This is a genomic window from Chitinophaga sp. 22620, from assembly GCF_052044405.1.
Classification (GTDB): Bacteria; Bacteroidota; Bacteroidia; order Chitinophagales; family Chitinophagaceae; genus Chitinophaga.
In genome coordinates, this window is sequence record NZ_JBQEMV010000004.1 from 306,850 (window position 1) to 322,882 (window position 16,033).

At 53.5% G+C, this 16,033-nt stretch carries 13 protein-coding genes; 4 read left to right on the forward strand and 9 right to left on the reverse strand.

What is annotated here, in order from left to right:
• Positions 1 to 43: 43 nt before the first annotated feature.
• The 3 genes from ACTJIK_RS20595 to miaB are packed head-to-tail and all read right to left on the reverse strand — an operon-like array spanning position 44 to position 3,244.
• Complete coding sequence (locus tag ACTJIK_RS20595; RefSeq protein ID WP_440649422.1) at positions 44 to 559, reverse strand: LptE family protein; 516 nt, start codon at positions 557 to 559, stop codon at positions 44 to 46.
• Between the two features lie 7 nt (positions 560 to 566).
• Complete coding sequence (locus ACTJIK_RS20600) at positions 567 to 1,811, reverse strand: sigma-54 interaction domain-containing protein (protein WP_440649423.1); 1,245 nt, start codon at positions 1,809 to 1,811, stop codon at positions 567 to 569.
• Positions 1,812 to 1,816: 5 nt separating this feature from the next.
• A complete protein-coding gene (gene miaB, locus ACTJIK_RS20605) occupies positions 1,817 to 3,244 on the reverse strand; it encodes a tRNA (N6-isopentenyl adenosine(37)-C2)-methylthiotransferase MiaB (RefSeq protein WP_440649424.1) in 1,428 nt (475 codons plus the stop codon).
• 415 nt (positions 3,245 to 3,659) lie between these two features.
• On the opposite strand from miaB, the gene ACTJIK_RS20610 reads away from it, so the two are divergent.
• Positions 3,660 to 3,974, forward strand: coding sequence for a hypothetical protein (locus tag ACTJIK_RS20610; protein ID WP_440649425.1), 315 nt, complete (start codon positions 3,660 to 3,662; stop codon positions 3,972 to 3,974).
• Positions 3,975 to 4,219: 245 nt separating this feature from the next.
• Here ACTJIK_RS20610 and ACTJIK_RS20615 read toward each other — a convergent pair whose 3' ends face one another.
• Both ACTJIK_RS20615 and ACTJIK_RS20620 read right to left on the reverse strand, forming a co-directional pair.
• Positions 4,220 to 5,029: a tyrosine-protein phosphatase gene (locus ACTJIK_RS20615; protein ID WP_440649426.1), complete on the reverse strand. Its 810-nt coding sequence runs from the start codon at positions 5,027 to 5,029 to the stop codon at positions 4,220 to 4,222.
• Positions 5,030 to 5,048: 19 nt separating this feature from the next.
• Positions 5,049 to 7,853: a TonB-dependent receptor gene (locus tag ACTJIK_RS20620; RefSeq protein ID WP_440649427.1), complete on the reverse strand. Its 2,805-nt coding sequence runs from the start codon at positions 7,851 to 7,853 to the stop codon at positions 5,049 to 5,051.
• A gap of 269 nt (positions 7,854 to 8,122) precedes the next feature.
• Here ACTJIK_RS20620 and ACTJIK_RS20625 point away from each other — a divergent pair, with 269 nt between their 5' ends.
• The gene (locus tag ACTJIK_RS20625; protein WP_440649428.1) at positions 8,123 to 9,274 is read left to right on the forward strand and encodes a helix-turn-helix domain-containing protein; all 1,152 of its coding nucleotides are present in this window, start codon (positions 8,123 to 8,125) and stop codon (positions 9,272 to 9,274) included.
• A gap of 20 nt (positions 9,275 to 9,294) precedes the next feature.
• Here the strand turns inward: ACTJIK_RS20625 and ACTJIK_RS20630 are convergent, their stop codons facing one another.
• Both ACTJIK_RS20630 and ACTJIK_RS20635 read right to left on the reverse strand, forming a co-directional pair.
• Complete coding sequence (locus tag ACTJIK_RS20630; protein WP_440649429.1) at positions 9,295 to 11,007, reverse strand: GMC oxidoreductase; 1,713 nt, start codon at positions 11,005 to 11,007, stop codon at positions 9,295 to 9,297.
• Between the two features lie 6 nt (positions 11,008 to 11,013).
• Positions 11,014 to 11,883 carry a helix-turn-helix domain-containing protein gene (locus ACTJIK_RS20635; RefSeq protein ID WP_440649430.1) on the reverse strand — a complete coding sequence of 290 codons (870 nt, stop codon included), beginning with the start codon at positions 11,881 to 11,883 and terminating at the stop codon, positions 11,014 to 11,016.
• A 203-nt stretch (positions 11,884 to 12,086) separates the two neighbouring features.
• Between ACTJIK_RS20635 and ACTJIK_RS20640 the strand changes: the two genes are divergently transcribed.
• A complete protein-coding gene (locus ACTJIK_RS20640; RefSeq protein ID WP_440649431.1) occupies positions 12,087 to 13,490 on the forward strand; it encodes a glucoamylase family protein in 1,404 nt (467 codons plus the stop codon).
• The gene (locus ACTJIK_RS20645) at positions 13,491 to 14,087 is read left to right on the forward strand and encodes an RNA polymerase sigma-70 factor (RefSeq protein ID WP_440649432.1); all 597 of its coding nucleotides are present in this window, start codon (positions 13,491 to 13,493) and stop codon (positions 14,085 to 14,087) included.
• Here ACTJIK_RS20645 and ACTJIK_RS20650 read toward each other — a convergent pair.
• Together ACTJIK_RS20650 and ACTJIK_RS20655 are read right to left on the reverse strand one after the other, a co-directional pair.
• The gene (locus ACTJIK_RS20650) at positions 14,059 to 15,102 is read right to left on the reverse strand and encodes an SIS domain-containing protein (RefSeq protein WP_440649433.1); all 1,044 of its coding nucleotides are present in this window, start codon (positions 15,100 to 15,102) and stop codon (positions 14,059 to 14,061) included. The genes ACTJIK_RS20645 and ACTJIK_RS20650 overlap by 29 nt on opposite strands.
• Positions 15,099 to 16,022 carry a carbohydrate kinase family protein gene (locus ACTJIK_RS20655; RefSeq protein ID WP_440649434.1) on the reverse strand — a complete coding sequence of 308 codons (924 nt, stop codon included), beginning with the start codon at positions 16,020 to 16,022 and terminating at the stop codon, positions 15,099 to 15,101. The genes ACTJIK_RS20650 and ACTJIK_RS20655 overlap by 4 nt, the downstream gene beginning before the upstream one ends.
• Positions 16,023 to 16,033: the final 11 nt, after the last annotated feature.

Consider the following 16,033-nt stretch of genomic DNA (forward strand, 5'->3'; position numbering starts at 1 on the left):
GGTGCTAAAATATGAAAATAATACTTAAATCAAATAAACCGCCCTACCAGTTGGCAAATGCCCGGTTGAACACATCGTCCACCAGGTTGGGAACGATCTCCGCCAGCAGGCGCGACTCCGCATCATTCAGCGTTTGAGTAGCGTTGAAGTCCGCGGAACGGGAGAACGACTGGTTGGCAAATCCTTTTTTGCCCGGTATGCGGTTGATGAAAGTAATGCTCAGTGTAATGGTAAGCCTCGCCGTCGCCGGCTTGTCGATGTCCGTTACCGCGGCGTTGGAAACGGAATAACCCGTGATCGTGCCTTTGAACTCATAATCCGCGTTCTGCTCGTTGGTTTGGGTGAGGCGGGTTTGCGCAAGTATCTTCTGGCGCAGCTTTTCAGTGATCTGCTGGCTCAACTGCGGGTTGTTCTGCGGCGCGCGGTTCTCGATGAACCTTACCATCACGGTTTTCGCTTCCGGGTCTATACTCGCCCCGTTGGCGGAATATTTGACGGTACAGGCACCCAGGGCCATCCAGAGGCCAAGGCAGGCGGCCAGGTAAAAGTATTTTGACATAGGGTATTTACTCATTGATGTTGTATTCCTTCAGTTTCCTGTACAAAGTCCGTTCCGAAATGCCCAGATCCAGCGCGGCGTCCTTCCTTTTTCCCTTGTGTTTCTTCAGCGCCTTCTCGATCAGCTCTTTTTCCTTGTCGGCGATAGACAGGGTCTCTTCCACTTCCTCGTGATGGTCTATTTTATTGTCGTGTATGATCAGCGGCTGTGCCGGAGATGCAATGATGTTAGGTGTAGCCGGTGTTTCGGAAGGCTGGAAGTTGTGTATGGGAGCGGATTCCTGGAAAGAGGCCCCATGCGTCATGCCGGGGTTCTGCAGCACGTCGAAGAACATTTTCTTAAGCTCGGTCACATCTTTCTTCATGTCGAAGAATAGTTTGTAGAGGATGTCGCGCTCGCTGGAAAAATCCCCGCCACCTACGCCGTTATGCGCATTGGGAATGACGGCCGGAAGGCGGTTCATAGTGGGCTGCTCAGGCAAAAAGCGGCGAAGGTCCGCAGCGTGCACCAGCTTCTCGGGAGCCAGCACGGAGATCTGCTCGGCGATGTTCTTTAGTTCGCGCACGTTGCCGGGCCAGGGATAGCTCACCAGCAGGTCTCGCGCCTCATCGTCCAGCTGGATGGAAGTGGTCTTGTAGCGTTCGGCGAAGTCCACACAGAATTTGCGGAACAGCATGGGAATGTCTTCCTTGCGGTCGCGCAGGGAAGGCACGCGGATGGGCACGGTGTTGAGGCGGTAGTACAGGTCTTCCCTGAACTTGCCCTGTTCGGTGCGTTCCAGCAGATCGCGGTTGGTGGCGGCAATCACGCGCACGTCCGTTTTCTGCACTTTGGAGGAACCTACGCGGATGTATTCGCCGGTTTCCAGCACACGCAGCAGGCGGGCCTGGGTGCCCAGCGGCATTTCCCCGATCTCGTCCAGGAAAATGGTGCCGCCGTTCACGGTTTCGAAATAACCTTTCCGGTTGTCTACCGCGCCGGTGAAGGAGCCTTTTTCGTGGCCGAAAAGTTCGGAATCGATGGTGCCTTCGGGGATGGCGCCGCAGTTCACGGCAATGAAAGGATTATGTTTGCGGGCGCTGAGCGCGTGTATGATCTGTGAGAATACTTCTTTACCAACACCGCTTTCGCCGGATATCAGCACCGTGAGGTCGGTGTTGGCCACCTGGGCGCCCACCTGCAGGGCGTAATTGAGCGCCTGCGAATTGCCGATGATGCCGAAGCGGTTCTTGATGCTTTGAATATTGTCCATGTCCGTTAGTTTTGGTACGGCCCCGGCACGATCGTACCGATCAGTGTACCGGCCGTACAGTCATCTATTTTAACCATCACATAGTCTCCCTTCCGGAAATTCTCCTTCGGGAAAACCACTACTTTATTCTGATCGTTCCTTCCGAAATAATGTGCATCCGAACGTTTGGAAACGCCTTCGACGAGCACTTTGCAGGTTTTGCCCACTTCTTTCCGCATGCCTTCCAGCGAATGCTGCCGGTGAAGGGCCACCACTTCGGCCAGGCGGCGTTTTTTCACGTCTTCAGGCACATCGTCCTGGTAACGGCGTGCCGCCAGCGTGCCGGGCCTTTCGGAGTAAGCGAACATATAAGCGAGCTCGTATTTCGCGTATTCCATAATGGCCATGGTATCCTGGTGGTCTTCTTCCGTTTCCGTGCAGAAGCCGGTGATCACGTCGGTAGACAGTGCGCAGTCCGGCAGTATTTCGCGGATGCGGTCTATCTTCTTCATGTACCATTCCCGGGTGTAGGTGCGGTTCATGAGCTGGAGGATGCGGTTGCTGCCGCTTTGCACGGGCAGGTGGATGTAGTTGCAGATGTTCTCATGGCGGGCCATGGCAAACAGCACTTCGTCGGTGATATCTTTCGGGTGGGAGGTGGAGAAGCGCACGCGCAGCAGCGGGCTGATGGCGGCTACTTTTTCCAGCAGCAGGGCAAAGGTGACGGTTTCGTCCTTTGCCTCGTCCACAAAATAATAGGAATCTACATTCTGGCCCAGGAGGGTCACTTCACGGTAGCCTCTTTCAAAAAGATCAGTTGCTTCGGCGATGATGGAATACGGGTCGCGGCTGCGTTCGCGGCCACGGGTGAAGGGCACCACGCAGAAGGAGCACATGTTGTTGCAGCCCCGCATGATGGATACAAAAGCGGTTACGCCATTGCTGTCCAGCCTCACCGGGCTGATGTCCCCATAGGTCTCTTCGCGGCTCAGCAGCACGTTGATGGCCTTCTGGCCGGTGCCTGCCTCTTCGATGAGGGCGGGGAGGGTGCGGTAAGCGTCAGGGCCTACCACGAGGTCTACCAGCTTTTCTTCTTCGAGGAACTTCGCTTTGAGGCGTTCCGCCATGCAGCCGAGCACGCCTACGAGGAAGCCGGGCTTGTTTTTCTTGGTCTTTTTGAACTCGGTGAGCCGCTGGCGGACGGTCTGTTCCGCCTTTTCACGGATGGAGCAGGTGTTCAGCAGCACGAGGTCGGCCTCCTCCACGTTGCGGGTGGCGCCGAAACCTTCCTGGTTGAGGATGGAAGCTACGATCTCAGAATCATTGAAATTCATCTGGCAACCATAGCTTTCTATATAGAATTTTTTTGTATAAGTGTGCGTGTCCTCACTGGCCGGGGCAATAGCCTCGCCCTGGCGGTTCTCGTCGTGTATTTTCTGTACTGTTTCCAGCATGATCCTGACTTCGTTTTTAGGACAGCAAAAATACATAAAAAAATGACAGAATGACAGGAATATGTTGGACGGAAGGTGGTTTAACGGAATGATAAACAAGCCGGTGCCGGGCCGCCTTGTATTTTTCGAAAACATTTAACCCCGGTAAAACCCGCATTAGATATTCGCTACTCCCTGTCGGATCAATATTCGAAAGTGACTAAACACACTTCGACACATGTTCGTAATTCTCAAATGGCTGTCCGGGATGACCTTTTCCCGTTGACTTACCTTTAATCAAAAACTTAAATTATGGGAACACAAACAGGTATTTTAAAATTCACGGGGAGGGTGGGCGACGTGATCGGCTAAAACTCAATTTCAATATTTATACAGGGAATATTATTAACGTTGAGCGTATTAAATCTGTAAGTAAATGAGGATAATAACTTTTATATTGATAGTATTCGGTTTGTCCGACAATCTTCATGCCCAGCAACAAAAATCGTTAAAATCAAGAGAGGATATTATTATCGATAGCGTCTTTATAGAGCTGGATTCGATTGTTAAATCAAGACCATTCGATACAATGTTTAATTGTAATGCTGTCTTGATTAAGAAAGTAGAAATACTTACTAAGATACGCGCTACAGACGCTGGAGGGTCTTATGTAGGGAAGATCTTATTTTCTTTGAATGATTATAAGCAGTGGGATGCCTGGAGAAAAAAAAGAAGGGAGAATACAAAATGAAAATAAGCGAAGCCCGCGCGATCCGCGCGGGCTTCGCTTATTTTATGACTGAAAGATATTTACAATACCCCTTGAATCTTCATTGGCTGCGCTCAGCCTCGGGCATTTTGGATACTTCCTGTATTCGTTTGGTTATCGAGCAGCATATCGGTTTTACCGACCAGGTAGTTTAACTGACGAATAAATACAAATGCAAAACCGCCGCACCTGCCAAAACAAGTGCGGCGGGTTTCCCATCATTATATTCACATCGTATACTTCTCCCGCAACACAATCATCTCCTTCTCCCCAATCCCCAGTTCCTTCGCAAAAAAGTTCTCTACCGAACCGTAAGTCTGCTTCAGCGAGTTGAACATAATGCGTAGGTACTCCGGCTTCAACGCCATCGCATCGCTGATCTGTTCCTTGCTCATCCCCGTCATCTGCTGCAGCCCCTGGAACATACGTGCGTTCATAGGAGCGAGGTATACGTTGCTGGCGGTAAAGTCCGCCTCAATCACCTCCTGCGGCACCTGCAGGGCGTAGAGGAACAATGCGGTGGCCATGCCGGTACGGTCGCGGCCGCCGGTGCAGTGGTACATCACAGATTCGTTCGCGGGCAGTACCAGCAGTTCCTGGAAAAGCGGTTTGTAACGCTCGCCCAGCGGGGTGATGTTGCCGTAGAACTTTTCAAGGAAACCGCCCTGTTTGATGTAATCGGCCATCATGGCGGGGGTGGGCAGGCTGTCGCTGCCGGCCGGGCAAAGGGTGTAACGGCTGCCGGGCAATATGCGGTCCGGCGCGGCGGCGGCTTCTTTTTTCCCGCGGAAATCAAATACGGTATGGATATGTTTTGCTTCAAGTGTTTGCAGGTCCTGGTCGGTAAGACGGCTCACGTCGGCGGAGCGGAACACGCGGCCGGTGGCCACGGTTTTGCCGTTGCTCGTTTTATAGCCGCCCACATCGCGGAAATTGACCGTGCCCTGCATGCGCACCAGCCGCTGTGTGCTGTCTGCCAGCTGCGCGCTGGCCATTACCGGCGCCATCAGGGTAAATGCTAAGATCCATTTTTTCATATGCTGTTCGTTTGCTTGGTTATTTGATAATGTCCCAACGGATGCCCGCCTGGCCGCGGCTGCCGTACCATTCGTTGCTCACCACCCTGTTGCGGCTGCCCATGTATACTTTCAGCGGTTCGTTGGTAAGATTGTTCAGTTCCACGAATGCGCGGATGGAAGAAGTGATGTTCACAGTGGCAGATGCGTCTACCGTGAAGTTCTTGTCTGTGTAGGTATAAAAATCCCTGCCCAGCTGCTGGTTGATGGATTCTACGGAAGCGCCGCGGTAATTGCCCGCCAGGCGGATCATTACGCCTTTCCGTTCGTAGAACAGGATGCTGTTGAACAGGTGTTTGCTCTGGTTGGGCAGGGTAGTGGTGTAGGTGCCGGTAGGCTTCACTTCGGAATTGATGAAAGTATAGTTCAGCTCCACGCCCAGCCCTGAAAGGAAACCCGGAAGGAAGTCCATCCTTTTATTGATACCCGCTTCCATACCTATCAGCCAGGCGTCGCTGAGGTTCTGCGCCTGTGTAAGCGTGTAGTTCAGGCCTTCCTGCTGGTAATTCACGCGGTTGGAGAAGATGACGTTTTTTATTTTTTTGTAGAACACGCCGCCGGACAGCAGGCCGATGTTCTTGAAATAATATTCGCCCATCAGGTCGAAGTTATTGGCGAACGTAGGTTTCAGGTCTACGTTCCCTTTTGTGATCGTGATGGGGTTTTTCGTATTGTCCACCGATTCGCCCGGTGTGAGGTCTGAGAAGTTGGGGCGCACGAAAGTGCGGGTATATGCGGCGCGCAGGTTTGCCTGCGGACTGATGCTGTACTTCAGGTGCACCATGGGCAGCAGGGCATTGTAAGTATTATTCACCGATACAGGGCTGAGCGCAACAGTAGCGGGTGTACCGGCCGTTGTTACCGCTTTGGTGCCGTGTAAGGTGAAAGTGGTGTATTCATTGCGCACGCCGGCCACGATCTTGAAACGTTCGCTCGCATCGATCTCGGCCATGAAATAACCCGCGGTCACTGCCTCGGTGCCGTTGTAGATATTGGTGGGATTGGTTTTCGGCGTTACGTTCATGAACCCGTTCTTCCGCAGGGTTGCTGTATCCAGCAGGTCGAAGAGCTGCTGTTTGGTGAGCGGGTTGATGGCGTAGGCGTCATAGTTGCCATCCAGGCCTTTGAAGAACCCGCCGCGCATCGGGAAGTCCGTGCGTTGCAGCTGGCTCAGCGGGAGCAGGGCAGGCGATTGCGGGATACCAAGGGAAGCGCCGGCAAGGTAGACGATGCTGGAGCCGTACATGCCGCTGCGGTCTTTGTGGCGGTATTTCATGCCGGCTTTCAGGTGTACTTTGCTGTTGAGGTTGAACCGGAAATTGACCTGCGCCGTTTTATCTTCTTCGCGTGTGTCCAGCTGTGCGATCACCAGCTGTTGCAGCAGCAGTTTGGAAGCGTCCATCACTTCCCCCTTGTCCCGCAGCCCGGGATCGAATGATTGCGGCGCGCCGCCTTTGCCGTCCGGCGAATCGAAGCTCCAGTAACGTTTTCCGTCCGATGACAGGTTGCTGAAGCCGCCGTTGATCTTTTGCCGGAAAGTGGAGATGGGCAGGCCTTTGTTGGCATTGGTGGGCGGCGTTTCCAGGAAGTATTTCGTGTAATAATTGCTCAGCGTCCAATCTACTTTCAGCTTGGCCCCCAGCTGGTGCTCACCGCCCAGTTCCGCGCCGTTCAGCACGGTCTGGTAGTGGGAATAACGGTAGTTGTATTGGTACTGGCTGTTGTTATAATCAATGTAGGATTCGTATACGGGCCGGATATCGTTGAACTTGTCCATGAGGCCGCGCACGAATATCTTGTGTCCGGCGTTGAAGGTATAATCCAGTCCCAGGTTGGCCCCGTAAGTCTGTCGCTGCCCCATATACCGTTTCAGCATCACGGTGCTGATGGAATTTTTCTGTTTTACATCGGCCAGGCCGGTGTTATAGGTAACGTCGAACGCATCGGTGCCCCATTGGCGGTTCCAGATGGCGGCAGCCACCATTACGCCCAGCTTGTTTGAAAAGAAGCGGTCGCCATATACGATGGAGCCGTTGTAGGTGCCGTCTTTCGAAAAAGTATTATACCCTGCTGCGGCGCTCACGTTTAATTGTCTTTTGGCCGGCGAGGTGCGGGTAATGAAATTGATGGAGCCGCCAATGGCGTCGCCTTCCATATCGGGGGTAATGGCCTTCGCCACCTGCACATACTGGATCATTTCAGAAGGCACGGCATCCAGCACAGAGTTGCGGCTGCCCATCACGTTGGCGCTGGGCAGGCGGTTGCCGTTGAAGAGGATGGAGGTCCAGGCGAATGGTGTGCCCCTTACGGTAGCGGCGTCCGCCTCTCCATGGTAACGGGCCACGGCTACACCCTGCACGCGTTGTACGGCTTCGGCGGCATTGCGGTCGGGGAGCTTGCCGATGGCGTCCGCGGCGATCACGTCCATAATGGCGAGGGAATTTTTCTTGATGTTCAGGGCTTTCAGCTGCGAAGGCGCCATGGTGCCTTTCACCAGCACTTCCCTTATCTGGCCGCCGGGCTCCAGCTGGATAATGCCGGCGTCGTTGAGGCCTTTTTTCACCTCCAGCTCTATCGTGCGGGATTCGTGGCCGATATACGTGACAATGATCTTTATTTTACCGGTTGCCCGGGCGTTGAGCGTAAAGCTCCCGTTGAGGTCGGTGGTAGTGCCTTGTCCTGTCGCGGGCGACTGAACGGTTGCCCCGGGCAATTGTCCGTCCTTACCGCTTACCACTCCTTTGATGGTTTGTGCCTGCGCAGCGGAAGCAATAAGTATGAGCATTAAAACTGTGATAGGGATTTGTTTAAGACCAGCGATCATAGTTGATATATTTTGTGCAAAAGTCCACAACCGGCGGCAGCCGGGCGACCGGTTGGATGTACCTGTACCCGGGACGGTCCATTCCGATGCAATAGTACGCCTGCATGTTGGGAACCAGTTAATTAGAGGCTGTTACCAAATTATTACCAATGCCGTAAAAGGAGCGGGAAACGGGTGAGTTAACATTCGCATAATACAGCTGCGCTATTTTTAAGGCAGGGATTCCGGGTATGTTATACGTTATTTCAATAGGCGCATTCCAGGCATTGATAGCCGTTCTGCTGTTGTGGAAGAATAAATTCCGCAATAAGGCGGACGCTTTGCTGATCGTGCTGTTGTGCTGCATTGCCACGCACCTGGGCATCAAGTTCTATATTTATGCTTTCGTGGAAGACCTGCATATACGCACGCAGATGAATACCTTCATCGGCCTGTGTTACGGCCCCCTGGCTTATTTATATGTGCTCAAGCTGCTGGACGATAAATTTATCCCCGCCACCCGCATGTATCTTTTCATCCCGTTTGTGCTGGCGGCCATCGGGTATCTGACGGTGTTTTGTTTGCTGCTGGCTGACGTGCCGGTGGGGCACCGCGCGTTGCAGGTCTACAACGATTTTTCCACCTGGCTGTTCATCGCTTTCGGCGCGGCTTTCCCGCTGGTCATTTTCAGGAAGCTGCGGTACATCAAAGCAAAAGAAGAACGGCAGCTGGTATTGCACATCAGCGCATTGATGCTGGCGGTAGCAGTGGTGGGGGCCGTCTTCAGGATCATCGGCTTTTTCACCGGGCCTTCTGTGGAGAGTATGCTGCTTTGCAGGAATATCGTGTACATATTGCTCTCGCTGATCTGTATAGACATCCTGCGTTTCAAATACGCCGGTATTGTAAGCGGGCGAACGGCTGCACCTCCGGCTTCCCTTATTCATACCCGAGAAGAGGGCAGCACAGATATCATTCTTGCAAAAGAAGACCACACAGAAGCCCCCGCCCCGAAAAAAATACAGCTCAGCGAAACAGCGCATAAAAAAATATTGCAGCACCTGGACCAGCACCTTACCTCCACCAAATTATACCTGGACCCCGATCTCGGGCTGGACAAACTCTCCGCGGCCATCGGTGAAAGTAAATACCACGTGTCCGAGGCCCTGAACATGTATGCCGGGAAATCGTTCTACCAATACATCAACGAATACCGCATCTCCCGCGCGATGGAGATTATGACATCCATCCACCAGAAGAACCTGCCGGTGAACATTCTCATGATCGCCTTTGAATGCGGCTTCAAGGCGAAATCTTCCTTCAATACTTATTTTAAAAAGATCACAGGGGAAACGCCCAGCGCTTATTTGTCGAAGTTGAAGGCGGGAGCGGCGGCGTGTTAAGAAGAAGGATGTCCCACCGTCTACAAATTCCCCTTTTTCATCTCGCTCACCGTATGATCAGCTGCCCTGGCGGTAAGCGCCATGTATAAAATGGACGGGCTTTGGTTGCCTGTGCTCGCCATCGCAGCGCCATCCGTTACAAATACGTTTTTGCAATGGTGCAGCTGGTTCCATTCGTTCAGCAACGACGTTTTCGGGTCGCTGCCCATCCTGCATCCGCCCATTTCATGAATGTCCAGGCCCGGTGGCTGGTGGTTGTCGTATTGCCCGATGTTCTTGCAGCCGGCCTTGTCCAGCATCTCGGCGCTTTGCGTGAGGAAGTCGCGGATCATCCGTTCGTCGTTCTCGTCATAGTCTACCGATATCTTCAGCAGCGGCATGCCGAACTGATCTTTCCGGTCTTTGCTCAGCTCAACCCGGTTGGTTTCTTTGGGGATCGTTTCCCCCTGCATATACATATACGTTTCCCATCCGCCAGGTTCGGTCACGGCGTCCTTCAATGTTGCGCCCACACCCGGCAGGTCCTTGTAAACCTTGTTGGCCCGGCGGGCGCCCATAAAGGTGGTGAAGCCGCCTACGTAATCTGTGTCCTGTTTGTGAAGATTCCTGTAATTGGCAATGATCGGCTCGGTGGGATTGCGGCCGTAATAATATTTGTCTTCCATGCCATCGAGCGACGCGCTCACGGAAGCCCTGTAGTTGTGAAAGGCCACGTATTTCCCGAGCAGGCCGCTGTCGTTGCCCAGCCCGTTAGGGAAGCGGCCGGAAGTTGAGTTCAGCAGCACCAGATTGCTGTTCAGCGCGGAGGCGTTCACAAATATGATCCGTGCAAAAAAGTCCGTGGTTTGTTTGGTGTTGGCGTCTATGACCCTTACGCCGGCGGCTTTGCCTTTTTGTTCGTCGTAAATGATGGAATGAACGACGGAATGAGGCCTCACAGTAAGATTGCCGGTTTTGGCGGCCCATGGAAGCGTGGAGGACACACTGCTGAAATACCCGCCAAACGGGCATCCGCGCATGCAGAGGTTCCTTGCCTGGCATTTGGCCCGGCCCTGTTCGATGTGAATGGGCTGGGGAGAGGTAAGATGCGCCCAGCGGGCATGTACAAGGTGCCGGTCTTTGTAATGGGCGGAGATCTTCCGCTGGATATGCGCTTCCGCGCAGTTCAGATCGAACGGCGGCAGGAACTCGCCGTCGGGCATTGCTTCTATACCGTCGCGGGTGCCGCACACGCCGATGAATTTTTCTACATGGGAATACCACGGGGCAACGTCTGCATACCCGATAGGCCAGCCTGCGCCATACCCGAACCGCTGCGGGGCGGTGAACTCAAACGGGCTCCAGCGCTGGCAGGCCCGGCCCCAGGTGAGCGATTTGCCGCCTACCTGGTAGCCCCGTATCCAATCGAACGGTTTGTCCTGTATGTACGGATGGTCTTTATCTTCTATGAAAAAATGCGCATTGTCTTCCCCAAATCCCGCCGCTTTGCTGATCAGCGGGTTCGCCAGCAGGAATTCTTTCGTCATCTGCCCCCGGTGTTTGAATTCCCAGGGCGATTTGGTGGCGGTGGGATAATCTTTGTTGTGCTCCACATTTCTGCCTCTTTCCAGCACGAGCGTTTTTAAACCGTGACCGCAAAGCTCTTTGGCTGCCCAGCCGCCGCTGATGCCGGAGCCGATCACGATGGCGTCGAAAGTATTTTCTTCTTTTCCTGTGGAATTGATGTTGATCATAACGTTTTATTTTTCGCGGAGCAGAGAGCGCCGGTATTGCAGCGGGCTCATATGATAATGATGCAGAAATTGCCGGTTGAAGTTAGAAATATTATTGTAACCGCAATCATAACATACTTCTGTAACGGAAAGCTCATTTTCCTCCAGCAGCCGCGCAGCTTTCTGCAAACGCAGTTCCTGCACGAACCCTGAGAATGTTTTGCGCGTGCGCAAAGAAAAAAAACGCGAGAACGCATTTTCGTTCATATCCGCGATGGCGGCTGCTTCGCTAAGCCGGATGTTGCTTTCAAAGTTGGCATGTATCCAGTCGAACACATTGCTCAGGCGGTTGGATTCTTTCTGGTTATGCCCTACGAAGGGAGCCTGGGTGATGGCGCTGAGGTTTTTTGACTCCGCCATGTCCTGCAACATATCCACCAGGCACAGCCAGCGGCGCATCCCGGTAAGATGCACAATGTCGTGCATTTTCCGGCTCACTTTACGCTGGGTGGCGCCGCTCACATCCAGCCCGCATACGGCGCGTTCAAACAGTTTGCGGATGCGCTTCGTTTCCGGGAGGGCAATAAAATCCTCTCCCAGCGAGGCTTCTGTGAAGTGTATGACGATGGAGCGCGCCCGCAGCGAGGAGCCTTCTTCGAAATATTTGTCGTCGTTCCTGTAATGATGCGGCAGGTTCGGCCCGATAAAAGCCAGGTTGCCGGGCTGAAAATCGGACAGATGGTCGCCGATGAAACGTTTCCCGGTACTTTCCGTCACCAGCACGATCTCGTATTCAGGATGATAATGCCAGGGAGTGGGATAGTAGCTGTAGTCGAAATCCTTTACGACGAAAGAATGGTTCTGTTCCTTTGGCAAATGCTCCAGCGCCGGCTTCATAACGATTGTATTATGTTTATAAGTTAGCGCTTATTTGCCGGATTTTGCTATAAAAGTATAGGATTTACTGCTGAAAATGGTGGTTTTGAAGTGACGGGGTATTTAGCTTTGTTCATATACCGCACCATCCGTTGCCGTTCTCCCTCCACGTAGGATCATATGCCACGTTCAATTATCCACCGAAGCCAAAACAGCACGCAGACATGATACAAAAGATGATCCTGGTACTGGCAACCGCATTAAGCGTTGCCGCAACAGCTCAAACAAAAAAACAGCCACATTCCATTGCGCCGGTGGGCGTCATAAAGGGTCTCAGCGACGAGGCGTTGCTTGAAACCGTCCAGCGGCAGACCTTCCGTTTTTTCTGGCATGGCGCCCATCCGGTGAGCGGGCTGGCGCTGGAAAGGAGTAATACCGTGCTGGCGGAGCATTATTGGGATTATATCAACGAGGCCTGGGATGAGCCCAATTTCAGCACTACCCCCTTCGGCCCGGATGCGGGTGCCGTGGGCGGCACGGGTTTTGGCATCATGAGCACCATTGTAGCCGTGGAAAGAGGCTGGATAGGCCGGGATACCGCCGTGGGAAGGCTCATCCGCATCGCAGATTTCCTGATCAACGCGGATTGTTACCATGGCATTTACCCGCATTTTATGAACGGCCGCACGGGCAAAACGATCAAGTTCGACCGGCTGGACGATGCGGCGGACATCGTGGAAACCTCCTACCTGCTCATGGGTTTCCTCTGCGCCAGGGAATACTTCAAGGGTGATGCTCCCCGCGAAAAATACCTCCGCAAAAGAGTAGACCAGATGTGGGGCGCGGCAAACTGGAACTGGCATACCAACAACCAGGATAAACTGTTCTGGCACTGGAGCCCCAACAACGGGTTTGATATGAATTTCCCCGTCTGGGGCTGGAACGAATGCCTGATCACTTACATCATGGCTGCCGCTTCGCCGCGCCACGGCATTTCAAAAGAAGTGTACAACGGTTCCTGGGCGGGCAGCAAGGGCTTCAGGAATGGAAATACTTATTACGGCATCAAGCTGCCGCTGGGGAATTTCGACCGGGGCGGCCCCCTGTTCTTTGAACAATACACTTTCCAGGGAATAGACCCCAATGGGCTGAAAGACTCACTGGGCATCGATTACCTGGAACAGGCACGTGCTCACACCCTCATCAACCGGGCTTATTGCATCGAGAATCCGAAACAATACAAAGGATACAGCGAAAAATGCTGGGGCCTCACGGCGGGAGACAGCTACAAAGGTTATGCGGCGCACTGCCCGGACACCGACCTGGGCGTCATCCAGCCCACGGCCGCCATTTCATCCATGCCCTTTACCCCGAAGGAAAGCATGCAGGCGCTGCGTTATTTCTATGAAGAAATGGGTGATAAGATATGGAGCAAATACGGGTTTACGGACGGCTTCAGCGTCCATCATAACTGGTATGCGAAATCGCACCTGGCGATAGACCAGGGGCCCATCGTGGTAATGATCGAGAATTACCGCACCGGCTTGCTCTGGAAACTGTTCATGAACATACCGGACATACAGAACGGCATGAAAAAACTCGGCTTTCAAAGCCCCTGGATCAAATAAATGAAAGACTTGCGGCAATATGACGACAGTGAGCTTTTCCGCCTGGTGCGGGAAGAGGATAGCAGCGCCGCGTTTGAAGCCCTGTACAACCGGTATTGGGAAAAGCTGCTGGTGCAGGCAAAATTCAAAACCGGTTCTGAAGAAGACGCGGAGGAAATTGTGCAGCACGTTTTTATGAATATCTGGAAAACGCGGAAAAACATTCATCTCCGGCATTCTTTTCACACCTACGTTGCGTCCTGTGTGAAGTATGAGATACTGGCCGCGCTGGTGAAGCAGAAAAAACAGAAAGCGGCGCACAATAATTTTTATGACAACGTTGCCGGCAGGCAGGATAATCATACCGCCGAGTGGGTGGATTATGAATCTACCCGCCGGCAGCTGGAAGATACCATCCGCCACCTGCCGGACAAGTGCAGGCTTGTATTCCGCCTGAGCCGTGAACGCGGCTTTTCGGAGAAACAGATCGCTGAAAAACTAAGCATTTCCCAAAAAACTGTACAGGCCCACATGACGCGCGCGCTGAAACTGTTGCGCACCGTGATGCAGCACCGCCTGTTCTTTTTTCTCAAAGCCCTCCTTCTGATTCAACAATAAAGTTGCAGTAAAAGAACACATCCGGGTCGATCCCTTTCATGCGTGCCAGCTTTTCCGCCGCCAGTTGCAGGGGTATAATGTTGATGACCGGGCTGAACAGCCAGGGGCAAGGCGGAACGGATATTTTATGCCCTTTCAGACTTTCAGGCAGGTCCTGCCCGATAGTCAGCACATTTACTTTTTTTGCAACAAGGTCGTTGACCAGCTGCACGTCATGGTCCCGCGCGATACTACTCTCCAGCCACACCCCCATGTTCAGCGGGTTGTTGATAATTTCCTGCGGCCCATGCCTGAAAGCGCCGGTAGTGAGGGCTGAAGCGGGTTGTTTTGCCACTTCTTCCCACAGCAGCATGCTTTCATGGGCGGATGCCAGGCTCGCGCTCCTGGCCGTGAAATAGGTATGCGAATTTTCTCCGGGCCAGGCTGTGGTTTCAATAATTTCCCGCCATTCCGTTAACCGGCCGGTTGTTTCCCGGAGCGGTTCCATGAGGGCGTCGTATATCAGCAGGCCGGGGTGTTGCGGCCTGAAATACTGCGTGAGCAACAAACCGGTGAGGATAATAGAGGAATAAGTGCTCACGGAAATGCTATGGTCAAACCTTACGTTGGTAAGCAGGCAGGCGTCTGAGCCTTCGGCCAGCGGGCTGTCAGGGGCATTGGTGATACTGATCACGGAGGCTTTGGCCAGCTTACATTTTGGCAGGGCCTGCACGAGCTCCACGCTCTTTCCGCTCCGCGACAGGAAAATGACCGCCGAGCCGGGCGGGATGCGGGTGAAATAAAGAAAATCCGCCGCATCGCATAAAACGGCCTGCACGCCTGCTTCGTTGAACGCTGCCTGGATGGCGATGCCCGCATTCCAGCTGGCGCCGATGGCGGTGATAAATACATATTTTGCCCCGGTGATCAGCCCGGCGGCTTTTTTCAGCGCGAGCCCACCGGCGTCCGCACTGTATTGTAATGATTGCAGCAGCTGGCCTGGCTGATCGAGTATATCATTTAAGTACCGGCTCATTTGGTGAGGTTTTCGTTTTGAACGATCTGCTTTTCTATGCCGCCCAATCCCTGCAGGCTGGCCACCGCACAGCGGAAGCCGTTGTAAATGCAATCCGCCTGCGCAGTGCCGGAAAGCCAGCTGAAAATGAAACCGGCGTTGAAGTTGTCTCCCGCGCCGGTGGTGTCTGCAATACGGAGGCTGCTTGTAAGGCCGGATGGTATGGGGTAATGCCGGGAAGCTGAAGGCGAAAAGACCATGGCGCCATTTTCGCCCATTTTGATGACGGTGAGCGGGCAATGCGCCGCCAGGAAGCGGCCTGCTTCCATGATATCGTCTTTTCCGCTGATGGCTTTGGCTTCTGCTTCATTGGGCAGGAACACGTCTGTGAGCGGCAGTAGCTGCAATATATTTTCCCAGTTGCCGGAAGGGTCCCAGTTTGTATCCAGTGAAATACTGATGCCCGCGGTTCTTAGTTGTTGAAGCCATGCCGGCCACGCCGGGATCATGTTCTGGAGCAGGAAATAACCGCCGATATGCCAGTGGCGGGTTTTGTCCAGCAGCGATGCGGTTAGCAGGTGAGGAGTGGCGCTGTTCATCGCGCCGAGATAGGTGAGCATGGCGCGGTCGCCCTGGCAGGATATATTCAATCCCATCGGCGTTTTTTCCGTGGGGTGAAGGGTGACCAGGCTGGTGTCCACACCAGCTTCCGCCAGCCGGTTCCGCACGATCTGCCCGGCCATATCCTGCCCGGTGCTGCCCATCAGCGCAATGTTCCCGCCCAGCCGCGCGAACTGGCAGGCAAATATGCCTACGGAACCGCCCAGGTCTATCATGTAATCATCGGCCAGCAGCTCCACCTGGTTGAACTCCGGCCGCACGGGGCTGCTCACGATCATATCCAGGCAGAGATCGGCAACGGAAAGGATATCATATTTCATACAAAAGTTGA

Excerpts from the sequence above, each read along its gene's own strand:
- ACTJIK_RS20595 (WP_440649422.1), bottom strand. The coding sequence starts at position 559 with ATGTCAAAATACTTTTACCTGGCCGCCTGCCTTGGCCTCTGGATGGCC.
- ACTJIK_RS20600 (WP_440649423.1), bottom strand. The coding sequence starts at position 1,811 with ATGGACAATATTCAAAGCATCAAGAACCGCTTCGGCATCATCGGCAAT.
- miaB (WP_440649424.1), bottom strand. The coding sequence starts at position 3,244 with ATGCTGGAAACAGTACAGAAAATACACGACGAGAACCGCCAGGGCGAG.
- ACTJIK_RS20610 (WP_440649425.1), top strand. The coding sequence starts at position 3,660 with ATGAGGATAATAACTTTTATATTGATAGTATTCGGTTTGTCCGACAAT.
- ACTJIK_RS20615 (WP_440649426.1), bottom strand. The coding sequence starts at position 5,029 with ATGAAAAAATGGATCTTAGCATTTACCCTGATGGCGCCGGTAATGGCC.
- ACTJIK_RS20620 (WP_440649427.1), bottom strand. The coding sequence starts at position 7,853 with ATGCTCATACTTATTGCTTCCGCTGCGCAGGCACAAACCATCAAAGGA.
- ACTJIK_RS20625 (WP_440649428.1), top strand. The coding sequence starts at position 8,123 with ATGTTATACGTTATTTCAATAGGCGCATTCCAGGCATTGATAGCCGTT.
- ACTJIK_RS20630 (WP_440649429.1), bottom strand. The coding sequence starts at position 11,007 with ATGATCAACATCAATTCCACAGGAAAAGAAGAAAATACTTTCGACGCC.
- ACTJIK_RS20635 (WP_440649430.1), bottom strand. The coding sequence starts at position 11,883 with ATGAAGCCGGCGCTGGAGCATTTGCCAAAGGAACAGAACCATTCTTTC.
- ACTJIK_RS20640 (WP_440649431.1), top strand. The coding sequence starts at position 12,087 with ATGATACAAAAGATGATCCTGGTACTGGCAACCGCATTAAGCGTTGCC.
- ACTJIK_RS20645 (WP_440649432.1), top strand. The coding sequence starts at position 13,491 with ATGAAAGACTTGCGGCAATATGACGACAGTGAGCTTTTCCGCCTGGTG.
- ACTJIK_RS20650 (WP_440649433.1), bottom strand. The coding sequence starts at position 15,102 with ATGAGCCGGTACTTAAATGATATACTCGATCAGCCAGGCCAGCTGCTG.
- ACTJIK_RS20655 (WP_440649434.1), bottom strand. The coding sequence starts at position 16,022 with ATGAAATATGATATCCTTTCCGTTGCCGATCTCTGCCTGGATATGATC.